General features: G+C 63.6%; 18 protein-coding genes. 5 read left to right on the top strand and 13 right to left on the bottom strand.

Annotation, left to right across the window (positions count from 1 at the left end; translation table 11 throughout):
- Positions 1-39: 39 nt before the first annotated feature.
- Together SALB1_RS06745 and mtnC are read left to right on the top strand one after the other, a co-directional pair.
- Entirely contained in the window at positions 40-654 is a 615-nt protein-coding gene (locus SALB1_RS06745; protein WP_109993170.1) for a glutathione S-transferase family protein, read from the top strand.
- 78 nt (positions 655-732) lie between these two features.
- A complete protein-coding gene (gene mtnC, locus SALB1_RS06740) occupies positions 733-1,446 on the top strand; it encodes an acireductone synthase (protein WP_255414515.1) in 714 nt (237 codons plus the stop codon).
- A gap of 314 nt (positions 1,447-1,760) precedes the next feature.
- Here the strand turns inward: mtnC and mtnA are convergent, their stop codons facing one another.
- The 4 genes from mtnA to SALB1_RS06720 all read right to left on the bottom strand — a co-directional run bounded on the left by mtnA (position 1,761) and on the right by SALB1_RS06720 (position 6,452).
- Entirely contained in the window at positions 1,761-2,813 is a 1,053-nt protein-coding gene (gene mtnA / locus SALB1_RS06735; RefSeq protein ID WP_109993168.1) for an S-methyl-5-thioribose-1-phosphate isomerase, read from the bottom strand.
- 12 nt (positions 2,814-2,825) lie between these two features.
- Positions 2,826-4,184 (bottom strand): phosphomannomutase, encoded by a 1,359-nt coding sequence (locus SALB1_RS06730; RefSeq protein ID WP_109993167.1) that lies wholly within the window; start codon positions 4,182-4,184, stop codon positions 2,826-2,828.
- A 29-nt stretch (positions 4,185-4,213) separates the two neighbouring features.
- Positions 4,214-5,671: a mannose-1-phosphate guanylyltransferase/mannose-6-phosphate isomerase gene (locus SALB1_RS06725; protein WP_109993166.1), complete on the bottom strand. Its 1,458-nt coding sequence runs from the start codon at positions 5,669-5,671 to the stop codon at positions 4,214-4,216.
- Between the two features lie 127 nt (positions 5,672-5,798).
- On the bottom strand, positions 5,799-6,452 hold the full coding sequence (locus SALB1_RS06720; RefSeq protein ID WP_109993165.1) for a thiol:disulfide interchange protein DsbA/DsbL: 654 nt from the start codon (positions 6,450-6,452) through the stop codon (positions 5,799-5,801).
- Positions 6,453-6,570: 118 nt separating this feature from the next.
- Between SALB1_RS06720 and yihA the strand changes: the two genes are divergently transcribed.
- Positions 6,571-7,188, top strand: coding sequence for a ribosome biogenesis GTP-binding protein YihA/YsxC (yihA, locus tag SALB1_RS06715; RefSeq protein ID WP_255414514.1), 618 nt, complete (start codon positions 6,571-6,573; stop codon positions 7,186-7,188).
- A gap of 1,225 nt (positions 7,189-8,413) precedes the next feature.
- Here the strand turns inward: yihA and polA are convergent.
- The 5 genes from polA to SALB1_RS06690 all read right to left on the bottom strand — a co-directional run bounded on the left by polA (position 8,414) and on the right by SALB1_RS06690 (position 15,281).
- Positions 8,414-11,119, bottom strand: coding sequence for a DNA polymerase I (polA, locus tag SALB1_RS06710; protein WP_109993164.1), 2,706 nt, complete (start codon positions 11,117-11,119; stop codon positions 8,414-8,416).
- 621 nt (positions 11,120-11,740) lie between these two features.
- Complete coding sequence (gene lysA, locus SALB1_RS06705) at positions 11,741-13,006, bottom strand: diaminopimelate decarboxylase (protein ID WP_109993163.1); 1,266 nt, start codon at positions 13,004-13,006, stop codon at positions 11,741-11,743.
- On the bottom strand, positions 13,007-13,240 hold the full coding sequence (locus SALB1_RS06700; RefSeq protein WP_109993162.1) for a lipoprotein: 234 nt from the start codon (positions 13,238-13,240) through the stop codon (positions 13,007-13,009).
- A 50-nt stretch (positions 13,241-13,290) separates the two neighbouring features.
- The gene (fghA, locus tag SALB1_RS06695) at positions 13,291-14,145 is read right to left on the bottom strand and encodes an S-formylglutathione hydrolase (RefSeq protein WP_109993161.1); all 855 of its coding nucleotides are present in this window, start codon (positions 14,143-14,145) and stop codon (positions 13,291-13,293) included.
- A 26-nt stretch (positions 14,146-14,171) separates the two neighbouring features.
- Complete coding sequence (locus SALB1_RS06690) at positions 14,172-15,281, bottom strand: S-(hydroxymethyl)glutathione dehydrogenase/class III alcohol dehydrogenase (protein ID WP_109993160.1); 1,110 nt, start codon at positions 15,279-15,281, stop codon at positions 14,172-14,174.
- 170 nt (positions 15,282-15,451) lie between these two features.
- On the opposite strand from SALB1_RS06690, the gene SALB1_RS06685 reads away from it, so the two are divergent.
- Complete coding sequence (locus SALB1_RS06685) at positions 15,452-16,111, top strand: alpha/beta hydrolase (RefSeq protein ID WP_109995309.1); 660 nt, start codon at positions 15,452-15,454, stop codon at positions 16,109-16,111.
- Between the two features lie 24 nt (positions 16,112-16,135).
- Complete coding sequence (locus tag SALB1_RS06680; RefSeq protein ID WP_109993159.1) at positions 16,136-16,711, top strand: DedA family protein; 576 nt, start codon at positions 16,136-16,138, stop codon at positions 16,709-16,711.
- Between the two features lie 211 nt (positions 16,712-16,922).
- On the opposite strand, the gene SALB1_RS06675 is transcribed toward SALB1_RS06680, so the two are convergent.
- The 4 genes from SALB1_RS06675 to SALB1_RS06660 form a co-directional block, all read right to left on the bottom strand.
- A complete protein-coding gene (locus SALB1_RS06675; RefSeq protein ID WP_109993158.1) occupies positions 16,923-20,789 on the bottom strand; it encodes a translocation/assembly module TamB domain-containing protein in 3,867 nt (1,288 codons plus the stop codon).
- Positions 20,786-22,630, bottom strand: coding sequence for an autotransporter assembly complex family protein (locus tag SALB1_RS06670; RefSeq protein WP_145961260.1), 1,845 nt, complete (start codon positions 22,628-22,630; stop codon positions 20,786-20,788). The genes SALB1_RS06675 and SALB1_RS06670 overlap by 4 nt, the downstream gene beginning before the upstream one ends.
- A 192-nt stretch (positions 22,631-22,822) precedes the next feature.
- On the bottom strand, positions 22,823-24,757 hold the full coding sequence (locus SALB1_RS06665; RefSeq protein WP_109993156.1) for a prolyl oligopeptidase family serine peptidase: 1,935 nt from the start codon (positions 24,755-24,757) through the stop codon (positions 22,823-22,825).
- Positions 24,754-25,530, bottom strand: coding sequence for an NRDE family protein (locus SALB1_RS06660; protein ID WP_109993155.1), 777 nt, complete (start codon positions 25,528-25,530; stop codon positions 24,754-24,756). The genes SALB1_RS06665 and SALB1_RS06660 overlap by 4 nt, the downstream gene beginning before the upstream one ends.
- Positions 25,531-25,533: the final 3 nt, after the last annotated feature.

Raw genomic sequence — 25,533 nt, 5'->3', positions numbered from 1 at the left:
TCGGCGGACAGCGCATTCGCAAAATACGAGGACAAGCCGATGAAGATCTATGAAACACGTCAGGCCCCCAATCCGCGCCGGCTGCGTATCTTTCTGGCGGAGAAGAACATCGACCTGGCGGAGTTCGAGATCGAACAACTGGACCTGGCGGCCGGCGACAACCTGTCGGCGCATTTCAAGGCCAAGAATCCGATGGGCGGCGTGCCGGTGCTCGAATTCGACGATGGCCAGTGCCTGTCGGAATCGATGGCGATCTGTCGTTACTTCGAGATCACCCATCCGGAGCCGCCGTTGATGGGCGACTCGGCCGAATCGCAGGCCATGATCGAGATGTGGAACCGGCGCATGGAATTGCATCTGCTGTTGCCGGTGGCGATGGCTTTCCGGCATACGACCGGCCATTTCTCCGATCGCGAGGCGGTTTTTCCCGATTACGGCGCCGATCGCGCCCAGGCCGCGCTGCGGATGTTCGATTTTCTCGACCAGCACCTGGCTACGCAGCCACATATTGCCGGCGACGACTACACAGTGGCCGATATCACCGCGCTGGCGGCGATCGATTTCGCCCGTGTCATCGACGTGCGCGTGGGCGATCGGCCGCATCTGGCGGCCTGGCACGACCGTGTTTCTGCCCGCCCCAGCGCGAAAGCATAGCGCCGCGCCAGGCGATCGCTTGGCGGGGCCGGCCACGCGGGATAGCATGCCGGCCTCGCCCTTTCGCTGGAACCGGTCGTGCGCCTGGAAGAACTTAGCCCGGAAGTCGTCGCCATCATCGTGGATATCGAAGGCACCGTCAGCGATGCGGCGTTCACCCGCGACGTGCTCATTCCCTACGCCGAGGCGCATCTCGGGCCCTGGATCGAGCGCCATGCCGAGCGCCCGGACGTGGCCGAAGCGCTCGAAGCGCTGGCGCAGGCGGCCGGCGAACCCGAGGTGGATGTCCCGCGGCTGATCGAGCTGGCCGAATTCGGCCTCGTCGAACGCGATTCCGGCCCGGTGGCGGCACTCTGTCATCTGCTCTGGCGGGATGCCTACCAGGCCTTCGAACTGACCGGCCACGTCTACGACGATGCCGTGGCCACGTTGCAATCCTGGGCCGACGACCATCGCACCCTGCTCACCTACTCGGCCGCCCCCGCCGAGGCGCAGCGCCTGCTATTCGCCTATAGCGACGCCGGCGATATCTCCGGGCTGTTTTCCGGCTTCTTCGACCGGCGCGTGGGCGCCAAGAAGAATGCCGACAGCTACACCGCGATCGCGCAGGCGCTCGGCGAGAACCCGGGGGCGCTGTTGTTCATCTCGGATACCGGCGGCGAACTCGATGCCGCCAAACAGGCCGGCCTGCAGACCTGCTGGATCGCCCGCGACGACGACACCCGCGAGAAGGCCGAGGCCAGCCAGGCGCACCCGAGCGTGGCCACGTTCTCGGAGATCGAACTGTTGTAGGGCGTATAACGCCCCATCGGCACGTGAATGGGCGGCGCTTCACCCTGCGATACGCGGGCGCCGGTATTCGGGTTGCCTGCCGTTGGATGGCCGCGGAATCGGCCACATGCCCGGCACGATGGGCACAGATGCAGTCGGCTATTAATCCGGCATCAAAACAGCCGACTTCATCCGCTGTTTTCAACGCCTTCAAAAATAAAAGCCGGCGCCTGTCCGTCTTTTATTTTCAAAGGCTTCGCGGCCGATGGCCGCGGCGAGCATGCGGTCGCATACTCGCGCTATTAACCCGAAAAATCATCTATTTTTGTGCCGGGTTAATAAGCCCGCGATCCGCCGAAAGCCGCCCCGCCGGCCGCCAGCGCACCGTCTGCCACCTGCTCGCGAGCGAACACACCCGCATCCAGAATCCAGTGGGTGATCAGCGCTGCCGGGGTGACGTCGAAGGCCGGATTGGCCACCGGCGCGTCGACCGGCGCCCAGCACAGATCGCCGGCCGGCCCGGCCACGCCGCGCACCTCGGCGGCCGCCCGCTGCTCGATCTCGATATCCGCGCCCGAGGCGCAGGCCGGATCAAGGGTGGTGTAGGGCGCGGCCACGGCAAACGGAATGCCATGATGGTGCGCGGCCACGGCCAGGCCATAGGTACCGATCTTGTTGGCGACATCGCCATTGGCCGCGATGCGATCGGCGCCGACGATGACGCGATCGACCTGGCCGCGCGCCATGAGGGCCGCGGCCATGTTGTCGGTGATCAAGGTATAGGGCACGCCCAGCGCGCCCAGCTCCCACGCCGTCAGGCGGCCGCCCTGGAGCAGGGGGCGCGTCTCATCCACCCATACCGCGATCGCCTTGCCCTGTTCGTGGGCACGGCGGAGCACACCCAGCGCCGTGCCGATGCCGATGGTGGCCAGCCCCCCGGTATTGCAGTGGGTCAGAATGCGTTCGCCGGGCGCGATCAACGCCGCGCCGTTTTCACCCATGGCGCTGCACAATGCCACATCGCCGTCGGCCAGATCGTCGGCGACCGCCACCAGCGCCGAGCGCCAGTCCGAGCCGGTCATGGCCCGGCGCAGTTCGGTCATGGCATTGGACAGATTGACCGCGGTGGGCCGGGCCGATCGCAGGGTTTCAATCGCTTCGAGCAACGTGTCGCGATCGTCGCCGGCCTCGGCGCGTACCGCGATCATCAGGGCCGCGGCGATCGCGATCAGCGGCGCGCCGCGCACCCGTAACGCCTGGATTGCCTCGACCATGGCCGCGACCGTGTCGATGGCGAGCCAGCGCTCGACGTGCGGCAATTGCGATTGATCCAGCAATGCCAGCTGCCCGCCGGTCACCGCCAAGCCCAGTCCGCGTCGATTACGCATGGCCGACCCCGGTCACGCCGTGCCGCCGACGCGCGCGAGCAGTTCGTCGGTCTTGTCCCGCAACAGCGGCTTGTCGCCGCGGGTTTCGACGTTGAGCCGGATCACCGGCTCGGTGTTCGACTTGCGCAGGTTGAAGCGCCAGTCGCCGAAGTCCATCGACAGGCCGTCGACGTGTTCCACGCTCTGGGCCGAATCGGCGTAATGGGCTTCCATCGCGGCCATCACTGCGTCGGCGTCCTCAACCTTGCGATTGATCTCGCCGGAGGCCGGGAACGCGGCAATGCGTTCTTCGACCAGGGTCGACAGGCCCTTGCCGGTCTCCGAGACCAGTTGCGCGATCACCAGCCACGGCAGATGGCCGTTGTCGGCATAGGAGAATTCGCGGAAATAGTGATGCGCGCTCATTTCGCCGCCGTACAGTGCGTCGCTCTCGCGCATGACCTGCTTCATGAACGAATGCCCGGATTTGGATTCCACCGCGCGTCCGCCGGCCTGCTCGACCTGGGCCAGCGTGTTCCAGACCAGGCGCGGGTCGTGGACAATGGCCTCGCCCGGATTCATCTTGAGCAGCATTTGGGCGATCAGGCCCACGATGTAGTAACCCTCGATGAACTCGCCGTGCTCATCGAAGAAAAAACAGCGATCGAAGTCGCCATCCCAGGCCACGCCGAAATCCGCACCCGCCTCACGCACCACCCGGGAGGTCGCCTCGCGGTTTTCGATCAGCAGCGGGTTGGGCACGCCGTTGGGCAGTTCGCCGTCGGGCTCGAACTGCATGCGCACGAACTCGAACGGTAGTTTCTCGGCGAGTTTTTCCACCACGAGACCGGCACAGCCGTTACCCGGGTTGACCACGATCTTGAGCGGCTGGAAATTCTCGGGCTTGATCTGGGCCAGCAAAAAGGCGACGTAATCGTCGCGCTGATCCAGCGTGCGCCGCACGCCGGGTGTGGCCGCCGGCGTGACATCGTCGTCGTGCACGCGGCGCTCGATGTCGGCCAGGCCTGTGTCCGCCGAGATCGGCTTGGCCTGTTCGCGCACGAACTTCAGGCCGTTGTAATCCTTCGGGTTGTGGCTGGCGGTGACCATCACGCCGCCGTCCGCGCCCTGCGAGAACACGCCGTAATAGACTTCCTCGGTGCCGCACAGCCCGATATCGAGCACATCGGCGCCGGCCGCGGTCAGGCCGTCGATCAGGGCATCGGCCAGTTCGGGGCTGGACAGGCGCATGTCGCGGCCCACTACCACCGTCTTCGCGCCCAGTTCGGCGACGAACGCCAGGCCGATGCGGCGCGCCACGCCGGCGTCGAGTTCATCGGGCACCCGCGCCCGGACGTCGTACGCCTTGAAAAACGGATAATACTGGCCCATCGGTAATGCTCCTTCAGTGTGGGGACGGTTCAGGCCCCTGTGCCCGGAGCCGCGCCGGTATCGTGTTCTTCCAGCTCGGGCCGCCCGTACACATCGTCGTAACGCACGATGTCGTCCTCGCCCAGATAGCTTCCCGATTGTACTTCGATCAGATCCAGTTCTACCTTGCCCGGGTTTTCCAGTCGATGAACGGCGCCCAGCGGGATATAGGTCGACTGGTTTTCCGTGAGCAGCATCTCGCGCTCGTCGCAGGTGACCTTGGCGGTACCGCGCACCACGATCCAGTGCTCGGCGCGGTGATGATGCGACTGCAGCGACAGGCGTCCGCCCGGCGTCACGCGGATATGCTTGACCTGGAAACGCGGCCCGGCCGCGATCTGCTGGTAGGACCCCCACGGCCGATACGACTTGCGATGCGCGGTGGCCTCGCTGCGGCCGGCGGCAGCCAGCTTGGCCACCAGGGCCTTGATATCCTGCTCGCGTGAGCGATCGGCCACCAGTACAGCGTCGGCGGTTTCGATGATGATCTGGTCGCGCGTGCCGAGCGCGGCCACCAGCCGACCTTCACTGCGCACCACGCAGTCATCGCTGTCCTCGAGCCAGACGTCGCCGGTCGCGCTGTTGCCGCGCGCATCCAGCCCGACGGCGCGGGCGACCGTGGTCCAGCTGCCCAGATCCGACCAGGCGGCATCCAGTTCAGCCATCACCGCGCGATCGGTCTTTTCCATCACCGCGTAGTCGATCGAATCGGCGCGCACGGCCTCGAAGCTGGCCTTGTCCAGGCGCAGGAAATCGATATCCGTGGTCGCCTTCTCGTAGGCCGCCGCGACCCCGTCGAAAATATCGCGTGCGTGCTCGGACAGTAGTTCCAGGTAGTCGCTCGCCCGGAACATGAACATGCCGCTGTTCCAGTAGTGATCGCCCGCGGCGAGAAACCGCTCGGCGGTTGCCACATCCGGCTTCTCGACGAAGGCATCGACCACGCGCACGCCCTCGGAAACCCGCGCCCCTGCGCGAATATAGCCATAGCCGGTTTCCGGGCGATCCGGCGCAACACCGAACAACGCCAGACGCCCGGCCCCGGTGGCCGCGCGAGCGCGCTCGATTGTGGCGACGAACGCCGCCTGATCGGCTACCGCATGATCGGTGGGCAGCACCAGCAGTTCGACATCCTCGCCATGCCGTGCACGGGCTTCGAAGGCGGCGGCCGCCACCGCCGCCGCGGTATTGCGCGGGGCCGGCTCCAGGATGATGCGGCCGTCGTGCCCGGCGGCGTGCATCTGTTCGGCGATCACGAAACGATGCGCTTCGCTGCCGATGGCCAGGGCATCGCCGAGATCGTCCAGCGTGCGCAGGCGCTCGAGCGTGGCCGACAACAGACTGGTCTCGCCGCCGGCCAGCGGCAGGAACTGCTTGGGTCGGCTCTGGCGCGAAGCCGGCCACAATCGCGTGCCGGTGCCGCCGGCCAGTAGTACGGGAATGAGCATGAGGACCCCTTGGATACGGTTCGAGCGTCTGAACGAGTCGAGCAGTCGCGGGCGCGACCGTCCGGCGATGCGCCGCTATGATACAAATGCGGCCGGGCAATGTGCGATGCGAGGCGCGGCAATCGAATCAACCGCTGGCGTTGGCACCCGCATGGCGCGAGCGAGCGATCAGATAATCCACCACCTTGAGCATGCGCTGATTGCTTCCGGCCAGGCGCCCGCTCGTCCAGTAGCGCCCGGCGACGCTGATGCTCGGCACCGCCATCACGGGATAGCGTTGCATGCGGGCCGTAATGGCCTGGACCTTCCGCTCGACCGCCGTACTGTGGTAGATCTTGTCGAAGCGTTGCCCGTTGACACCGTGGGCCACCATGAACCGGCGCATCTGGCCCTCGCTCGACAGCGGCTCACCGTCTTCGTGAATCGCGTCGAAGATCGGATCGTGCAATCGATCGACCACGCCGAGCTTCACCTCGGTGTAGTACAGCCGCGCGTAGGGCTGCGATCCGGGGCCGAACAATACCGGCACGCGGCTGAAATCGATCTTCGGATGCTGCTTGCGCCAGGCGTTGAGCTCGGGCTCGAAGTGAAAACAATGCGGGCAACTGTAGAGAAAGAACTCGGTCACCCGGACCGGGCCCTGACCGTTCGCCGGGCCGGCGGAATGCGCAACCTTGTAATCCTCGCCGGCCACATAGCGCGAAATCAGGCTTTGTGCCGACGCCGGCCCGCAGATGGCGAGGCCGACAAGGACCCACAGGGCGATCGATCGATTCAACATGGTTCTTTTCCCGTGATGAACGGCCAACAATGGGCCGAATTCGCGGCGTGACCGACGCCGGAGTACGCCAGCACTTACAATGGCCGTGCGCCGTCACACTACCAGCCTGATTGAATCGATGCCCGAACTCACCGCCCGCGACTTTCGAACCATGCATTTTCTGCTGTCGGCGCCCAAATTGTCGGCGTTGCCACCGGCGGATCGCTGCGAAATCGCTTTCGCCGGGCGCTCCAACGCCGGCAAGTCCAGTGCGCTCAACGCGCTCTGCGAACAGGGCAATCTGGCGCGAACCAGCAAGACGCCGGGACGGACCCAGGCGATCAATTTCTTCGAGAACGAGCGCCTGCGCTTCGCCGATCTGCCGGGCTACGGCTTCGCTCGGGTGCCGCCGGCGATCAAGGCTGAATGGGGGGCTCTGATCGAGGGCTATCTGGCCGAACGCGAAACCTTGAGCGGCGTGGTGCTGATCATGGACGCGCGCCGTCCGCTGCTGGACTTCGATCGCCAACTGATCGAATGGGGCGCGGCCTACGGTCTGGCGTTCCACCTAGTGCTGACCAAGGCCGACAAGCTCTCACGCAACGATCAACACAACATCCTCCGTCGGACCCGTGCGGCGGTCGATGGTGCCACCGCCCAGTTGTTCTCCTCGAGCAAACGCATCGGCATCGACGAAGCCCGCAAGGCGATTGCCCTGCTCGTGCCCGATGACGTGCCCGGCGAGCATGCCGACTGAGCCGCCGCGCAGACCGAGATCCGTTGTCGATCAGTACGTTCATCGAGCCATAACGACCACTTGTCGGCTAAACGGCGTCAGGAGTCGACCTCGACGATCATCTTGTGCGATAAAAGCAGTGCGGGTTACGCCCAGGGTATAAAAAAACCCTGGCGACGCGGGGAACGTCGCCAGGGCGATCAATCCGGCCTCTGGGGAGGGGAACGGATGTTACCGCTCAGGGAGAAAAGCGGGGCAGGTCTAGCCTATGCTTGGCCTACCGCACTGTAGACGCCGGGGCCGCACAGAAGTTCCGGCCGCTTCGCAAAAATTTCGACGCGCCGGAACACGCTCAAAAAAATGCCCCGACGGTCGGGGGAAACCGTCGGGGCGGATCCGGTCTTGGGGGGGGAACCGGATGTTACCGCTCAGGGAGAAAAGCGGGCAGGTCCAGCCTCAGCTTGGCCTGCAAGACTATAGACGCCGGAGCTGCGCAGAAGTTCCGGCCGCTTCGCAAAAAATTTTCGGCGCGCCGGAACACGCTCAAAAAAATGCCCCGACGGTCGGGGGAAACCGTCGGGGCGGATCCGGTCTTGGGGGGGAACCGGATGTTACCGCTCAGGGAGAAAAGCGGGCAGGTCCAGCCTCGGCTTGGCCTGCAAGACTATAGACGCCGGGGCAACGCAGAAGTTCCGGCCGCTTCGCAAAAAAATTCGGCGCGCCGGAACGTGCTCAAAAAAATGCCCCGACGGCCGGGGGAAACCGTCGGGGCGGATCCGGTCTTGGGGGGGAACCGGATATTACCGCTCAGGGAGAAAAGCGGGTAAGCGTTTCGCTTACATGGGCTGAGACTGCGGGCGGGCCGGAAAGTTTCAAAATAAATCCGGATTTTTTTCAACGCCTCGTCGCGTAAACCGTTCGATGCGGGCATCGTCGCGACCGACGCGAGAATGTGGAACAAAAAGAAGCCCCGACGGCAGGGGGAATTACCGTCGGGGCAAGCATTCCGGTTCTTGGGGGAAACCGGATTGGGGGTTACCGCTCAGGGAGAAAAGCGGGCAAGCAACAATGTGCTTGCAGGGAATAAGACCCTGCCCCCGGCGGGCAAGTTCCAGCCCGCGGCCAAAATTTTTTCAAAAAATTCCAAGCATCTGTAATCGCTCGATAAATTCGATGCGATTTTTTTCAGGCGGGCGGATCGCCGCATAAAAACGCGCCAAATTGTTCCGCCGGTTCGCCGGGCTTGTCAGTGCGCCTGCTGCCAGTTGTCCGCAATGCCGACCTCGGCGATCAATGGCACATCGAGCTCGGCGACCGCGCTCATGCGATCGGCGATGGCCTTACCCAGGCGCTCGCCCTCGGCTGCCGGCACCTCGAAGACCAGTTCGTCGTGTACCTGCATGATCATGCGCGCGTCCTCGCCGGTTTCTCGCAGCCAGGCATCGACCTCGATCATCGCTTTTTTGATCAGATCGGCGGCTGTGCCTTGTAGCGGGGCGTTGATCGCGGCCCGCTCCGCCCCCTGGCGGCGGGTGCCGTTGCGCGCATTGATCTCGGGCAGATAAAGACGACGTCCGAACAGCGTTTCAACATAGCCATCGGCCTTGGCGGCAGCTCGCGTTTGTTCCATATAGCGATGCACGCCGGCAAAGCGGTCGAAAAAACGATCAATATAAGCGCCCGCATCCTCGCGCGACAGTTCGAGTTGTTTGGCCAGACCATAGGCGGACATGCCGTACATCAGGCCGAAATTGATCGCCTTGGCCGCGCGCCGTTGGTTGACGCTCACTTGCTCGAGCGGCGTATCGAACACTTCGCTGGCCGTTGCCGCGTGCACGTCGCGCTGTTCGTTGAAGGCTGCAAGCAGCCCCGGATCACCCGACAGATGCGCCATGATGCGCAGTTCGATCTGGGAATAGTCGACCGCCAGGATCTTGTAGCCGGGCGGGGCGATGAAGGCTTCGCGGATACGGCGTCCGGCTTCGGTCCGGATGGGAATGTTCTGCAGGTTGGGGTCGGATGACGACAGCCGCCCGGTGGCCGTCACCGCCTGGTGGTAGCTGGTATGGATTCGCCCGGTGGCCGGGTTGATCAGTGTCGGCAACTTGTCGGCGTAGGTCGAGCGCAGCTTGGACAATTCACGCCAGGCCACGATATGCGCCGGCAGCGCGTGCTTGTCGGCCAGTTCGCGCAGCACGTCTTCGGCGGTCGACGGCGCGCCCTTGGGTGTCTTGCGGATCACCGGCAGTTCCAACCGGTCGAACAGAATTTCCTTGAGCTGGGCGGGTGAGCCCAGGTTGAACTCGCCGCCCGCCGCCGCAAAGGCCTGCTGCTCGATCTCGATCATGCGTTCGGCCATTTCGCCGGACACGCGCTTCAACAACTGGTCGTCGACCAGCACCCCGTTGGCCTCGACGCGCGCGAGCACCGGCATGAGCGGCATTTCGACCGTTTCATACAGTTCGAGCAGGCGGCCGGTCTGGCCCAGACGCGCATGCAGCAGCTGGTGCAGCTGCAACGTGACATCGGCGTCCTCGGCGGCATACGGCGTGGCCACATCCAGGGCGACCTGGTTGAAGCCGACCTGCTTGGCGCCCTTGCCGGCCACCTCCTCGAACTTGGTCGTCGTGCGCGCCAGATACTTCTGGGCCAGCGAATCCATGTCGTGGCGCGTGGCAGTGGAATCCAGCACATAGGATTCGAGCATGGTGTCCTGATCGGCGCCGGCGAGGTGCACGTTGTAGCGCGCGAGTACATTCAGGTCGTACTTGATGTGCTGGCCGAGCTTGCTGATGGCCGGATTCTCCAGCACACCGCGCACGCGATCGAGCACGATATTCATCGGCAGCTGGTCCGGCGCGCCCAGATAATTGTGGCCGACCGGCACATACCAGGCCTCGCCGGGCGTCACCGCAAACGACAGCCCGACCAGATTCGACTGCATCGCCGACAGGGCGTCGGTCTCGGTATCCACGCAGATCAGTTCGGCGGCCTCGAGTTTGGCCATCATGGCCTCGAGCGCATCGGTATCCAGCACGGTGTGGTAGTGCGTATCGACCGGCGCGCCCGGCGCATCGCCACCGTTGGCTGCTTCGGCCGGTGCGTCCAGTTCCTCCAGGAACTTGTTGAACTCGTAGCGGCGGAACAACGCGGCGAGGGCTTCGGTATCCGGTTCGCGGCGGGTCAGCTCGTCCGCAAGGCCGGCCAGATCCAGTTCGGTACGGATCGTCGCCAGATCCTGATAGAGCGGCAGTTGATCGAGCCGGGCGCGCAGATTCTCGGCCACCTTGCCGCCGATATCGTCGGCATGCTCGATCACGCCGGCGAGATTGCCGTAATTGATCAGCCACTTGACGGCGGTCTTGGGGCCAACCTTGTCGATCCCCGGAATGTTGTCGGAGGTATCGCCGACCAGGGCCAGATAATCGGTGATCAGCTCAGGCCCCACGCCGAACTTGTCGTGCACACGCGCCACATCCGTGCGCTTGTCCTGCATGGTGTCGAGCAATACGACACGCTCGTTGACGAGCTGGGCCATGTCCTTGTCGCCGGTGACAATCACCACCGGGCCGGGCTCACGCACCGCCAGCGTGCCGATCACATCGTCGGCCTCCACGCCGTCCATCTGCACGATCGGCAGGCCCATGGCGTGAATGACGTCGCGAATGCCCTCGAACTGGTCGGCCAGATCCGGTGGCACCGGCGGCCGGTTGGCCTTGTAGTCGGCGAACAGTTCGTTGCGGAACGTCGGCCCGCGCGGGTCGAAGACCACGACGATGCGATCCGAATCATATTCGCGCAGGAACTTGCGCAGCATATTGGTCATGCCATAGATCGCGCCGGTCGGCTGGCCTTCGGCATTGGTCAGCGGCGGCAGGACGTGAAAGGCGCGATACAGCCAGGACGAGCCGTCGATGAGGATCAGCGGGCCACGGGCATTGGATTCGGACATGACAAGATGCGTGCGAAACACGATACGAAGAGTGCGACCGACACTTTAAGAGCGCGACGCCTTCGGGTCCATTTGCACGGCATCGTTCCTTGTAAAACCTGTCCGCAGACCGGCGCAGATTCACGCAGATGGCGGGCGGTTGGCGTGTCGTCGTGGTGTTTGACGCTATCCGGGCCCGGGCCGGTTGGTGGCTTCGTTCCTGAAAGGTTATCCACAGATTTCACCGATGGCGGGCGGCTGGCGCGTTGTTGCGGCCTTCGGGGCGCCACAGCTTTCTCAGTACCGCCGTTCGTATTGCGACAGCAGCGCTCTGAAGGCCTACGACGGTCCGCCTATTGCGGCGGTTTCGTTCGTTACATTATCCGCAGATCAACGCAGATGGCGGTTATGGTTTCGATGCCATAACCGCCCGGGGCGCCATCGGCGATGGGCGCGTTGTTCCAAGGACGCTTAATGCCGACTGTCGAACCGTTTCGCGTTGTTTCACCCAGAATCGGCAGCGCTAGAAATCGCGGCGCCACGAAGACTGCAACGACGCATCAGCCGACCGCCATCTGCGTGAATCTGCGTCGATCTGCGGACAAAATATCCTGATGATGCACCCAAAGAAGCAGAAACGACTCAGGAAAAAGGCAGCCGTCGCTCGCCGCGCATGAGATCGGCCAGCGTTTCGCGGGCGCGGACTTCGTGCATCGCATCGTCCACGACCATGACCTCAGCCGCGCGCGGGCGGGCGTTGTAGTTCGAGGCCATGGTGAAGCCGTAGGCCCCGGCCGTACGCACCGCCAGCAGATCGCCCGCTGCCAGGGTGAGTTCACGCCCCTGGGCCAGGAAATCGCCGGTTTCGCAGATCGGGCCGACGATATCCCAGCTGCGTGTCTGACCGCCGTGCGTATTCATTTGCAACGGCACGACACGATGCCAGCCGGCATAGAGCGCGGGCCGGATCAGATCGTTCATGGCGGCGTCGACCACGGCGAAATGCTTGTCATCCTCGGCCGTTCCGGGCTTGAGTAGTGCCACCCGCGTGACCAGAATGCCGGCGTTGGCCACCAGCACGCGGCCCGGCTCCAGAATCAGCTTCAATGGGCGATCGCCCAGCATGTCCGCGATGGCGCTGGCGTATTCCGCCGGGGTCGGCGGCGTTTCGTCGCGATAGCATACGCCCAGACCGCCGCCGACATCGATATGCGAGAGTTCAATACCGCGCCCGGCCAGGCGATCGATCAGGTCGAGGACGCGACCGACCGCGTCGCGAAACGGCGAGAGTGTGGTCAGCTGCGAGCCGATATGACAATCCACGCCGATAGGCGCCAGACCGGCCCGGACCGCGGCATCGGCATACAGCGCTTCCGCCCGGTCGATGGCGATGCCGAACTTGTTTTCCTTCAAGCCGGTGGAGATATAGGGATGCGTCTGGGCATCCACATCCGGGTTCACGCGCAGGGAAATCGGCGCCACAACCCCCATGCGCTGAGCCAGGGCATCGATACACGCCAACTCCGCTTCGGACTCGACGTTGAAACAGGCGATACCGACTTCCAGTGCACGCTCGATCTCGTCGACGCGCTTGCCCACGCCCGAGAACACGACGCGTGCCGGATCGCCGCCGGCGGTGATCACGCGCTCCAATTCACCGACCGACACAATATCGAAACCGCTGCCCAGATCCGCCAGCACGCCCAGTACGCCGATGTTGCCGTTGGCCTTCACCGCGAAACAGATGTCGTGATCGATGCCCGCGAGCGCGTCGTCGAACACGCGATAATGACGCGACAGGGTCGCGGCGCTATAGACATAAGTGGGTGTGCCGAAACGTTGCACGATATCGGCCACCGGCACGTTTTCAGCGTAAAGCGCGCCGTCTCGGTACTCGAAATGATCCATCTACGGCTCGGCGCGGTTTGTGTTGGGCTGGCTCGACGCCGCCGGTGTGGTCGACGCCTTGTCGGCCCCGCGGCCGGAAGATTGCCCGGATTGGCCCGATGTCGGCGGTTTGATCAGCGGCTTGGGCGGGTTCGGGTTGTGGCCCGGCAGATACAGTGCGCCCTTCTGGCCGCAGCCGGCCAGCAAGAGGCCGGCCGCCACGGCAATGAACAGGGCCAGGATGACGGGCTTCATGCGCACACTCGTATTCCGGTTCCAGCCCGACAGTCTAACCCGCGCCCTGCCTAGACGCCCATGTGGCGTGCAAGAAACCGCAGGTGCTCGCCGATGAAGGTGGCGATGAAGAAATAACTGTGATCATAGCCGTCCCGCCGCCGGACCTCGACCGAGGCGCCGGCTTTCGTGGCGGCGGCCTCCAGTGCCTCGGGCTTGAGCTGTTCATCGAGAAAACCGTCGGCCAGCCCCTGCTCCAGCAACACCGGCGGCAGGGCCGCAGCGTGATCGGCATGGGTCAGAAGCAGGCTGGCATCATACTCGGCCCAGGCCTTGCGGTCATCGCCAAGATAGGTCGAAAAGGCTTTCTCGCCCCAGGGCACCTCGACCGGATTGCAGATCGCCGAAAACGCGGATATGGCCGCAAAGCGATCGGGGTTGCGCAGCCCGATCACCAGCGCGCCGTGACCGCCCATGGAATGCCCCGCGATCGCCTCACGCGACAGATCGATCTGCTCGCCGAAGCGATCGGCGAGCAGATCGGGCAGCTCGGTGACGACATAGTCGTACATCCGGTAATGACGCGACCAGGGCGCTTGACGGGCGTTGACGTAAAAGCCGGCGCCCTGGCCAAGATCATAGGCCGCGTCGTCGGCCACGTCCTCGCCACGCGGGCTGGTATCGGGCGCGACGATGGCGATGCCGAGTTCGGCGGCCACGGCCTGTGCGCCGGCCTTGTTGACGAAATTCTCGTCGGTGCAGGTGAGTCCCGACAACCAGTAGACCAGCGGCACGCGCCCGTGCTCGGCCGCCGGCGGCAGATACAGCGCGAACGTCATGTCACAGCCGCAGACGCTGGACGCATGGGTATAACGCCGCTGCCAGCCGCCGAAGGATTTGTGTTCGTCGATCTGTTTTACATCCATGCGGACCTCCCGGAGGCTCGCCTTGTTCAGAAATGCAGCACCGAACGAATGGCCTTGCCTTCGTGCAACAGGTCGAAGGCTTCGTTGATCTGCTCGAACTTGAGATTGTGGGTGACGAAATCGTCGATGTTGATATCGCCCGACATGTAACGGCCGACATAATCCGGCAGCTCGGTGCGGCCCTTCACGCCGCCGAAGGCGGAACCGCGCCAGACGCGCCCGGTCACCAGCTGGAACGGCCGCGTCTCGATGGTTTCGCCGGCACCGGCCACGCCAATGATGGTCGATTCGCCCCAGCCCTTGTGGCAGCACTCGAGCGCGGCGCGCATGACGTCGGTATTGCCGATGCACTCGAAGGAGTAGTCCACGCCACCGTCGGTCATGTCGATGATGACCTGCTGGATCGGATCGTCATAATCCTTCGGATTGACGAAATCGGTGGCGCCGAGCTGGCCGGCAAACTCGAACTTGCTCGGGTTCAGGTCGATGGCGATGATGCGCTCGGCACCGATCATCTTGGCGCCCTGGATCACCGACAGCCCGATCGCACCCAGGCCGAACACGGCCACTGTGGCGCCCGGCTCCACCTTGGCCGTGTTGTAGACCGCGCCAATACCGGTGGTGATGCCGCAGCCGAGCAGGCAGACCTTGTCCAGCGGGGCTTCGGGGCTGATCTTGGCCAGCGACACCTCGGGCACGACGGTGTATTCCGAGAACGTGGACGTACCCATGTAGTGGTACAGATCCTGGCCGTTCTGGGAAAAACGGGTGGTGCCGTCGGGCATCACGCCCTGGCCCTGGGTCTCGCGCACCGCACCACAGAGGTTGGTCTTGCCCGACTTGCAGAACTTGCACTCGCCGCATTCGGCCGTATACAGCGGGATCACATGATCGCCCGGCGCCACCGAGGTCACGCCAGCGCCGACGTCCTCGACGATACCGCCGCCTTCATGGCCCAGAATGCGCGGGAAAAAGCCTTCCGGATCCTTGCCCGACAGGGTATAGGCATCGGTATGACAAACGCCGGTGGCCACGATGCGCACCCGCACTTCGCCGGCCTTCGGGTCGGCCACGTCGATTTCTTCCACCGACAATGGCTTGCCGGCTTCCCAGGCGATCGCTGCGCGTGATTTCATCGGAACTCCAAACGACTCGGGGTCGTTGTTGTGTATATGACTGCGCCCGATACTATCGCAACTGGCCCATGCGTCGAAGGCCGCGTGTTGCTTTCGTCGCATTCCCGATCTTGCATGTCGCTCAGGGGCTGTCCAGACTTCGCCATCGGTACCCCCCGACGGACATGATCATGCTCGACTGCGTTGAAATCCAGCCACCGGCCGCGGCAACCGCCAGTGTCATCTGGTTGCACGGCCTCGGCGCCGACGGCAATGACTTCGTGCCCATCATCCCCGAACTGGGGCTTGGTGAGCAGCACGCGATTCGTTTCGTGTTCCCCAACGCGCCACAAAGACCGGTCACCGTGAACGGCGGCATGCGCATGCCGGCGTGGTACGACATCAAGGGCGTGGATATTGCCGACAAGCAGGATCGCGAAGGCATCGAGGCCAGCGCGGTCGAAATCGAAGCCCTGATCTCGCGCGAGATCGAGGCCGGCATCCCCGCTCACCGGATCGTGCTTGCGGGCTTTTCCCAGGGCGGAGCGGTTGCGCTGCATACCGGGCTGCGCCACGGCGCGCCGCTGGCCGGTATTATGGCGCTTTCAACTTATCTGCCGCTGCATGACGCCCTGGCCGCCGAAGCCAGCAACGCCAATCGGGGCGTCGCCATCTTCATGGCCCATGGCAGCGAAGATCCCGTCGTGCCCATCACGCTGGGGCGTAACAGCCGGGATCGGCTCGCCGAAGCCGGCTATGCGGTGGACTGGCACGAATATCCGATGGCACACCAGGTCTGCCTGCCCGAAATCGCAACCATTGGCCGCTGGCTGCGCGAACGCCTGGCATAAGAAGGCAACAGGGCAAACGAACTCATGATCCATACGCTGTGGCACCTGATCGCGCAATACGGCTATTTCGCGGTCGCGGCCGGCTGCTTTTTCGAGGGCGAGGCCTCGATTCTATTGGGCATGCTGGCAGCGAACAACGGTGTACTGACCGGTCACGGCGTCTGGCTTGCCGCGACAATCGGCACCCTTCTGGGCGACAACATCTGGTTTCACATCGGCCACAAAATGGGTCGGCCGGCGCTGGCCAAGCGCCCAAAATGGCATGCGCGCGCGACCCAGATCGAGGCCCTGCTGGAGCGCTACGGCGCGGTCGTCATGATCGGCTTTCGCTTTCTTTGGGCGATGCGTTCACTCACGCCGTTTGTGCTGGGCTCTCTGGGCGTCTCACCGTGGCGTTTCCTGTTCTACGATTTCATCGGCACGCTGATCTGGTCGACCACGGTCACCGTGATCGCGCATTACCTGGCCGACGCCATCGGCCAGGCAGTCAGCCATATCCAGAATGTCGAGCAGGCGCTGCTCGCGCTGGTGCTCGTGCTGGCCGGCATTGCCTGGCTGATCTACTACCTGCGGCGCCGGTCGCGCGAAAACCGGAACTGAACACTATTAACCCGGCACAAAATAGATGATTTGTCGGGTTAATAGCGCGAGTACGCGACCGCATGCTCATGCTCGCCGCGGCCATTGGCCGCGAAGCCTTCAAAAATAAAAGACGGGCAGGCGCCGGCTTTTATTTTTGCAGGCGTTGAAAACAGCTGATGAAGTCAGCTGTTTTGATGCCGGATTAATAACAGCCTATTGCAATAGGCTCTTAGTGATCGAATCTCCAGATGATATCGCCACCGGTAGCCTGGCTGCTCGATGAGGTCTCGAGTGTCCAGTGCGACGACAGGGTATAACGCATGGTGACGGTGGAGACCTGGTCGAACAGGCCGAGGCCGTAACCGATATACAACTTCGGCGACAGGTATTTGCCGACCGTAAACGCCGCTTCGCTACTGCTCTTGCCGGCGCCGGCGCCGATACCGACATTGTCCAGCCCCAGCTTGTTGCCGATGTTCTGCAATACCTTGTTGCTGCGAGAGGATCCCAGCGCCAGCGCGGCTCGGGCGACCAGACTCGACTGCTGCCCATTGGTGGCGTTCAGTGGCCGGCCGAGCAACAGCCAGGACAACTGTTCCGACTGGGTCATCGATGGATCGGAGAAGAGTTCGAGCTTCGGGTTCTTGATGCTGCCATGCACGTGCACGCCCACCGTCACATCCTTGGTCGGATAGCGCGCGGCCTTGATATCGACGCCGGGCTCGCTGACCGGGCCGCCGGCGAACACGATCTTGCCCTTCTGGATATCCAGATTCTGGCCGTAGGCCTGGTAGGACCCCTTGGTGATCTGGATCGCCCCGGTGCCGGTCGGCTCGTTTCCGGGCTGTTGGACCACGCGTAGGTTGCCCCCCAGATCGGCCTTCAGGCCGAAGCCATTGATATGTACTTTCTTGCCAAGTATGACGTTCACGTCGGCATGAATGGCGCGTGCCGCGACCTGGGTGGCCGGGGCCTTGTGGGTCACGATCACCTGGTCCGATGACGGCGCGGTCACGCCCGAAGCCGGCAAATTCTTCGGCGTGATCGCGGCCTGGGGAATGGTCACACTGCCGGTGACGTTCACGCGCGCGGGGGTGACGGCGACCTTGAGATCCGGGCTGACATAGGCCGTCACATCCGGGATGTGGGCAATCTGGAAATGATCGCCCTTGATCGCCAGATTGACGGTCTGACCGCGATTGGCCAGCGAAATATTGCCATTGGCGTTAAGCGTGCCGCCACCGGACTTGGCGGCCGCGGTGATGCCGATGGTGTTTCCCCGGCCCTGTGCCGCCAAACTCACGTCGGTCAGCGTCAACCCGGGCGTGACGAGAACGACCTTGGATGCATCCAGCCCCATACGGCCGCGAACGGTCGGTTTGGCGAGCGTCCCACCAAGCTGCATGTCGCCGGCGAAATGGCCGTCGAAGGTATCCACCTGGGGCGAAAGCTTGGCGAGGAATGCCATCGATGCGAGGCCGATATGCAGTCGGCCGTGCAACGGATGCTGTATCAGGCTGCCGGATCCGGAGGCGACACGGGCCTGCGCACGAATACCGTCACTGCCGGCCAGCGGCAGGTCGACGTCGGCGTGCATCCCATTGTTGGCCATCTTCGCCTTGATATGGCCGGGCTGCATATTCAGAACCTTCACCCTCTTGCTCTGGGCGTTGGCCATGCTGACCGTCCCGGCCGAGGTCTGTAGATTGGCGTTGACCTGGGGCGTGCCGCCCGTGGGCAGCTTGGCGTCGACCTGCCCCGAGACCGACCCGGTGACCTTCAGACCAGCCGGGAAGAAGTGCTTGGCATAGTCGTAGTTGAAATCGGAGAGTTTGACGTGGCCCTTGCTGCGCTTGGCGTCGTGACTGCCGGACAGGCACAGGCGGGCACTGCCCGAGGTCAGGCAGGCGTTTTCGATCGACTGAGCCTTGGCCGAAACAGACCCGGAGGCCGGCGAGGCCAGCGACCAGGGCGCAAGCTTGCCGTAACCGGCGGTCAGGCGGCGCAGCTTGAACTGCTCGCGGTCGCTCTTTTTGTTCAGTGAGCCCGTCAGTGCCAGATCGGCCCTGGCCGTGTCGCTGTCCAGCTTCAACGACAAACGATGCTTGGCCGGCGTGCCATCGAGATTCAGCGCGACCTTGCGGATCTTCTGGCCGGAGGCGTCGATCCCGTTTACGGTCAGATCGACCTTTGACTGCGTCGCTCCCGACCAATCCACCTTGGCGTTCATGTCGGCGGCCGCCACCTTGTCGCCGTAGGCATCGAGATGGTGCGCGGTGAGCTTGGCGGTGATGTCCGGCGCCTTGAAGCGGCCGGACACATGCCCGTCGGTCTGCAGGCTGCCGGCCAGCCCCGGCATGATCGTCGACAGATCGGTCGAATGAACCGACCATTGCCCGTCGAGCTTGGCGTTGGGCGTCCAGCCGAAGGTGCCGTTGACGTCGGCCGTGGCGGCGCCGGCGACCAGGTGCAGGGTATCGACCTTGACGTGGTTTCCCAGGTATTGCGCCTTTGCCTTCAGGTCCAGCGGCTGGTGCCGCAGGCTGCCATGGGCGGTCAGCGATTTCAGATCGGCATGGATCTGCTGGCCGACCCGGGTGGCGGTAACGTCGAGATTGAGATTGAAGTCGCCCGGGATGTTGGCCACGATCGCGCCCGGATTGATATGGCGGCCTTGCAAGTGAGCCCTCACATCGAGCTTGGGCGACCACCGCGTCCGGGCGTGGCCGGTGATATGGCCGGGCCCGCCGGAAATATCCAGCGATTTCAAATCGAACGCTTTCATGCTGCCGGACCCGCGGGCGGCGAGCTTGCCCTGGGTCTGGCCGACCACCTGCCACACCAGGTTGGTATTCAGATCGTAGTGGTCGAGACTGCCGGTCAGCCGAACCTTCCCTTGGCCGGACTTGTACGCTGGCTTGGCCGACAACGGCCAGGCCAGATTCGACCAGTTCACGGTCAGATTCATGTTGTTGCCGCTGGCCATGGCGACCGTCCCGTTGGCCGTAAGCTGGCCGTGGGTCGCCGGCACGCCGATCTTCAGATCATGGATGTCGATGGCCTGGGGTGTGTAGTGCAGACCGCCGTCCAGCGTTGCCTTGCCGTAGTCGGCGCTGTCGACGTGACCCGACAGCTGCAACCCGAGGTCGTCGATCGGGCCCTTGGCCTTGATCTCGGCATCCGCGGCGATCTGCGGCAGTGTCTTGCTGATCGCCTGGGTCTTCACGCCATGAGCCTGGAGCTCGGCGTCGATTGTCGGTTTGGACAGGGCGTCGGTGACGTGGCCGTTGAGCTTGAGGTTATAAGGCGCGGCGACGTTGGCGGCCAGCTGCAGGTCATCGAGTTTGCCGGTAATGTCGGCGGTCGCCGACAGCGGCGCATAGTGGGGCAGACGCAGATCCACCTTGGCGTGCAACTTGGTGTTGTAGCCGCTGTTCGGCGTGACCGCGGCATGCGCGTCCAGGTCGAACATCGGGCCGTGCCCGGTCACGGACTTAATGCGCCACTGGGCCTTGGCGAGGCGAGCGCCGGTTAATTGCAGACGATCAACCTTCACAGGTTTGGCCTTGGGCGCGGTCACGGCCGTGACGTGGGTGACCGCCACCCGGTCCACGATCACCGTGACCGGCAGATGGATCCGCTTCGGCATGGAGAACGGCTGGCTCGTCTGCCTGGGTTGTTTCGGCGTCGCCTGGGTGACGGTGTACTCGACGTTATGCACGTCCAGATGCTTGATATGGACGGTTCGATGCCAAATGGCCGAGAAGTCCATATCGAAATCGATCGAGCCGATATGCACTTTCATGGCATCGGTATCGTAATCGACGCCCCTGATGTGCAGCGGCCCGATCAGCCGGCCCTTGACCGAGGCGATGTGAATATCGGCGGGCATGAACTGTTTGGCCTGGCGCCAGGCAAACTCGGTGCCGCTACGCGTACCGCCGACCCAGCAGACCAGGCCAGCCAGAGCCAGAACCAGGACGAACAGAACCAGCAGCGCCCATTTGAGGACACGCCAGACACGCGAACGCCGGCGGCGCGGCCTGTTCGGTTCCGGTTGCCGCGTCTGTTCGGCGCTGTCTTGCGACTCACTCACAAATCGGGCCCGAGGCTGAAGTCGACGCGAACGCTGCTGCTCGAGTGATTCAATGGATGGGCCACATCGAGCCGCACCATGCCCACCGGCGACCCCCAGCGGAAACCGATACCGACACCTTTCCTGAACGAGAAGTTGCTGATGCTGTTCTCGACATCCCCCGCATCAAAGAAGGCCGCCACACCGAATTTCTTGTAGAAGAACCAGTCCCCCTCGATGCTGCCGGAGGCCAGATAGCGCCCGCCGATATCGTGATTTTTACTGTTGGTCGGACTGATCGACTGATAGGCATAGCCGCGCACGCTACCGGAGCCGCCGGCGAAGAAACGCTGGGAGGGCGGTACATTATTGAAATTGTTGGTCTCGATGGCACCCAACTCGGTGCGCAGCACAAGCCGCGTGGTGGACGTCATCGGCAGCACCGCATGGCCGGTGAAATCGGCTGATACAAAACTCGCGGTCGACAACAGGGCACTGCTGGCGCCATGCACATCCAGCGACAAGCTGACCCCCTTGCGCGTGAACATCAGATTGTCGGCTTTCTTCAATGTAATTTTGTAGCCTGGGTAGAGCAGTGTGCTTTGACGGTTGCCGTGCCCCAGATTGTAGTTCTCGCGCTCGAACTTGACATAAGCCCGCTTGCGGCCGAGGGCCCAGCTGGTGTCGCGGGTGGCACCCACACCGTAGATCGTTGACGTGATGTCGCCGAAATCCTGATTGCTGATCGTGGCGGTGAAACTGAGCTTATCCTTCGTGACATCGCCGATCGGGATGTCATAGGCCGACTGCAGGGTGCGCTGCACCTGCGAAAGACGCAGGTTGGTCCGGAACTGATGGCCATACCGGTTTATGTGCGGGAACTTCACACCGAGACCAAGCCGCGGGCCGGTATCGGTGCCGTAGCCAGCGGAGATCTTGTAGCTCTGCCCCTTGCTCGGTTTGGCCTTGACCGTCACCGGGACACGCAACTCGCCGATCGGTTCCAGCGGATGCCGTGGCGGGTAGAGCAAATCATAGAACCAACGATGCAGCGCCGGGGTACGCGTGGCCTGATCCCGCGGCGCCTGGATCTCGATCTGGCTGAAGTAGTCGGTATTCGAAAGCGCCAATTGCAGGTTGATCAACTGCTCGGCGTCGTAGGGCTGGCCCGGTTTGAAAGGCACATAGCGATGCAGGAACTTGTCGTTGAGCAAGTGCTGGTCGAAGGTGACCGGGCCGAAGTAATACCGTTCGCCGGTATCGAGCACGAGATCGATCTCGGCGGTGTTGTTCTTCGGGTTGACCCGGATCGCCGACTGGCTGAACTTCGCGTCCAGATAGCCGGCGTTGTAGGCCGCATTGTAGAGCGCGCTCTTGGTGTCCGAGTACTGGGATTCGATCAGACGCTTGCCTTGGGCCAGCTGGGTCGAATGCAGCGCCTTTTTGACCGCATCCAATCCACGACCGGGGCCCCGGACGTCGATATTCAGCTTGGTGATCTTGGTGGGCGGCCCATGCTTGATGTCGAATTTCGCCTTCCAGGTCTTGGAATCACTGCCGGGCTGCTTCAGCCGCTCGCTGATCCGGGGATTGAAATACCCGTAAGGCTGGAGCGCCTGCTTGATCTCTTTCGGTGCCAGTCGATACAGGCGTTTGATCTGATCGGGCGACCAGGGCTGCTTGTGCTTGCCGGCCACTGACAGCGACTTGCGCACATTGCTCTCGAGCGGGTCGCCGATACCCTTGATCTTGACGTCGACATCGTCGGCCAGCGCCCGGGGCACAAGCACCATGCCGGTGACCCCGATCACGGTGATACCGATTACCGTTGCAGCATACCAACGCGGGGAACCGTATTTCACAATGACTGCATAGCTTCATGACCGGCCGCTGCGTGCGCAACAAACCCGCTGTAATCAACGACTAACAAACCAGAGCCCAGGAACGAAAAAACGCTTGTGCGCAATCAAGCCTACCCCAGAAGCGGGCCGCATAGCGATACCGTCGACCCCGGTTGTGGCCACCGCCGATCACCGCCCCCGTGCCCGGGGGCGTCAAAGGTCTTCGAAATTCTCGATCGTCAGCGGCTCGAGATCCTCGACGTCCGAGATCCGCAGCACCCGGCTGTAGAAACTGCGCTCGGCTTCGATCGCGGTCATCACGTTATCGGCATTACGAAAACCGTGGCGTTCGGATTCAAAACGCACATAGGCCACGGGCACGCCGCGCTCGGAAAGCGCCGCGACCATGGATTCAGCCTGATCCGGCGGAACGACCTTGTCCTGGCCGCCCTGCAGGAACAGCACCGGGCAGGCGAGTTGATCGGCATGATATAGCGGCGAACGCGCAATCAATGTTTGTTCATCGCGACCGATCAGGCGTTCCAGATAACGTGATTCGAACTTGTGCGTGGAGGCCAGCAGCCGCTTGAGATCGCCGATGCCGTAGTAGCTGGCTCCCGCAGCCGCCAGGTCGGTGAAGGCCAGCACCGACAGCACGGTATAACCGCCGGCACTCGAGCCCGAAATGAGAACGCGCTCGGGATCGATGCGATCGGCCTCGGCCAGATGGGCGGCGCCGGTCTGGCAATCCTCGACGTCGGCCACGCCCCAGACACCATCGAGCGCCATTCGATAATCGCGCCCGTATCCCGTGCTGCCGCGGTAATTGACATCGAGCACGGCATAGCCGCGCGATGTCCAGTACTGGATCCGTGCATCGAGCGCGGTGTCGGTCGCGCCGGTGGGGCCGCCGTGGCACTTCAGAATCAGCGGAGGCCGCTCGTCGGACGGCGCCGTCCAGCGTTCGCTGGACGGGGGATAGAACAGCCCATGCGCGGTATCGCCGTCGCCGGTGGGCCAACTCAGCGGCTCCGGCCGCGACAGGGCGGCGTCGGCCGGCAGACTGTCGGCCGAGCGCAGCACTTCGCCCGAGCCTTCGAAATCCAGCCGCCGAATATGTTTGGCGCGCGACGGACTGGCCGCAACCACGGCGATCCGGTCGCCGAGCGCGGTGATCTGCTCGAAGAAATCGCTATCGTGACGCAGGCGATGGAACGCGCCGGACACCCGATCGACCTCGCCCAGATGCCAGACACCCGCCTGGGTGAGCAACGCGAACAAGCGGCCATCGTCGGTGAAGTCGTAGGTTGACTGGCCAAACACCCACTGCGGCACACCGAACTCACCGCGTTCGGCCGTCAGCGCCTCGAAACCAGCGGCACCCACACGCTCGCGATGAATATTCCACCAGTTGTCAATGTCGGCGACGATATGCAGACGCCCGTCCGGATCGAACACCGGCCCGAACAATGAGTTGTCGTTCGGTTGCCACAACGGCTGCGGCTCGCCGACATGGCCGTCGTCATCGATCGACGCCTGCCATAGCTCACTGACATCCCAGGGCATGTTCGGATGATTCCAGGCCAGCCAGACGAGCCGATCGGCATCGGGCGACAAGCGTGGGCTGGCATAGAAATCATGGCCCGAGGCGAGGGTATGCACACGGCCATCGCGATGCACACTCACAACGCGGGCCACCGGTTCGTCGAGCGCTTCGCCCAAATCCTCGGCGATGGCGATCAGGCGGCCGAATCGTGCGTCGTACTGCAGATCGGCGAAGCGGATATCGGCATCCGGGTCGGTGATCGCCGACAGATGCCCATCCGGGTCCCGCATCCAGATCGCCTGGTCGGCCGCATTGACGAACCATATGAAGCCGGCGTGGACGGCGAACGCGCCGCCACCATACTCATACACCGAACTACGCGCCGAAGCCGGCGCCTCCAGGCAGGAGACGGCGCCATGCTCGGATAACGTCATGATCGTGTTGCGGCCGGCTTCCTCGGGCCGGCTTTCCAGCCAGTATAGACGCGGACCTTCGGCGGCGCCGCGATCGACGCTCAGATCGGCAAACTTGCGGCCGGCAGCCGCGACATGGGCCGCGGAGATCGAGGACGGCCAACTGCCATAGGGACGAATCGGTTTCATGTGGAACCAACAGACCAGGATTGATGTATACGGTGCACGGGTTGGCCATGCTGAGCAAAGCCACGTTCGTAAAAATGCACCATACCGTCAGCGTAGCGCTGGATCACGGTCGAGGCGCGCGTGCCGTAGTGTTCGCCGGCGATGAAGGGCGGCGACAGGAATCTTTCCTGCGCGCGCGGCACGCCGGTATCCGGTAGCTCGGATTCGGCCGCGGCCGTGCGATCGGCTAGCAGATCGAACAGGGATTCGGCACCCGGGTTGCCGGCGGCGAGGCGCTGAGCCATGCCCTGTTCGGCGCGTTCGGTCTTGGGCCATCGCTCGCCCCAGTGGCCGTTGGAGACCGCGAAGATACCCGGCGGCAGATCGCGCACGCCAGCGCTGTCGCGATTGGACACAAAGCAAAGCCGCGCCGGATCGGCCACCAGCAGGTTGAAAGGGCCGTACGCGGCGCCGATCTCGGCCACCTGCTCAGCCCAGTCGCGCGCACCGGTGTCGGTGGCGAAATAATCGGCTACCAGCGACCCGCGCGACACCAGGTCGGTGGCGACAGTCGCACCCGGTTCGCGCACGTTGGTCACGGCCGCAACACGGCCGCGACGGTCCGCGCCGCACCAGGTGCCGCCGGCCCGCAGGTCACGTCCAGCGAACAGATCCGGCGGCGTCTGCCACCAATGCGCGGCCTCGGTCGGCCGCTCGTAGAATTCGTCTCGGTTGGCCGCGAATAGCAAGGGGCAGGCCGGGTCGACCTGCCAGGCCAGAACGATCAGACACATGGG

This window comes from Salinisphaera sp. LB1 (assembly GCF_003177035.1).
GTDB lineage: Bacteria > Pseudomonadota > Gammaproteobacteria > Nevskiales > Salinisphaeraceae > Salinisphaera.
Note: the sequence above shows the minus strand (reverse complement) of the source record. Positions and strands in the feature narration are given on the sequence as shown.

Excerpts from the sequence above, each read along its gene's own strand:
- SALB1_RS06745 (WP_109993170.1), top strand. The coding sequence starts at position 40 with ATGAAGATCTATGAAACACGTCAGGCCCCCAATCCGCGCCGGCTGCGT.
- mtnA (WP_109993168.1), bottom strand. The coding sequence starts at position 2,813 with ATGCGTAATCGACGCGGACTGGGCTTGGCGGTGACCGGCGGGCAGCTG.
- SALB1_RS06730 (WP_109993167.1), bottom strand. The coding sequence starts at position 4,184 with ATGGGCCAGTATTATCCGTTTTTCAAGGCGTACGACGTCCGGGCGCGG.
- SALB1_RS06725 (WP_109993166.1), bottom strand. The coding sequence starts at position 5,671 with ATGCTCATTCCCGTACTACTGGCCGGCGGCACCGGCACGCGATTGTGG.
- SALB1_RS06720 (WP_109993165.1), bottom strand. The coding sequence starts at position 6,452 with ATGTTGAATCGATCGATCGCCCTGTGGGTCCTTGTCGGCCTCGCCATC.
- yihA (WP_255414514.1), top strand. The coding sequence starts at position 6,571 with ATGCCCGAACTCACCGCCCGCGACTTTCGAACCATGCATTTTCTGCTG.
- polA (WP_109993164.1), bottom strand. The coding sequence starts at position 11,119 with ATGTCCGAATCCAATGCCCGTGGCCCGCTGATCCTCATCGACGGCTCG.
- lysA (WP_109993163.1), bottom strand. The coding sequence starts at position 13,006 with ATGGATCATTTCGAGTACCGAGACGGCGCGCTTTACGCTGAAAACGTG.
- SALB1_RS06700 (WP_109993162.1), bottom strand. The coding sequence starts at position 13,240 with ATGAAGCCCGTCATCCTGGCCCTGTTCATTGCCGTGGCGGCCGGCCTC.
- fghA (WP_109993161.1), bottom strand. The coding sequence starts at position 14,145 with ATGGATGTAAAACAGATCGACGAACACAAATCCTTCGGCGGCTGGCAG.
- SALB1_RS06690 (WP_109993160.1), bottom strand. The coding sequence starts at position 15,281 with ATGAAATCACGCGCAGCGATCGCCTGGGAAGCCGGCAAGCCATTGTCG.
- SALB1_RS06685 (WP_109995309.1), top strand. The coding sequence starts at position 15,452 with ATGCTCGACTGCGTTGAAATCCAGCCACCGGCCGCGGCAACCGCCAGT.
- SALB1_RS06680 (WP_109993159.1), top strand. The coding sequence starts at position 16,136 with ATGATCCATACGCTGTGGCACCTGATCGCGCAATACGGCTATTTCGCG.
- SALB1_RS06665 (WP_109993156.1), bottom strand. The coding sequence starts at position 24,757 with ATGAAACCGATTCGTCCCTATGGCAGTTGGCCGTCCTCGATCTCCGCG.
- SALB1_RS06660 (WP_109993155.1), bottom strand. The coding sequence starts at position 25,530 with ATGTGTCTGATCGTTCTGGCCTGGCAGGTCGACCCGGCCTGCCCCTTG.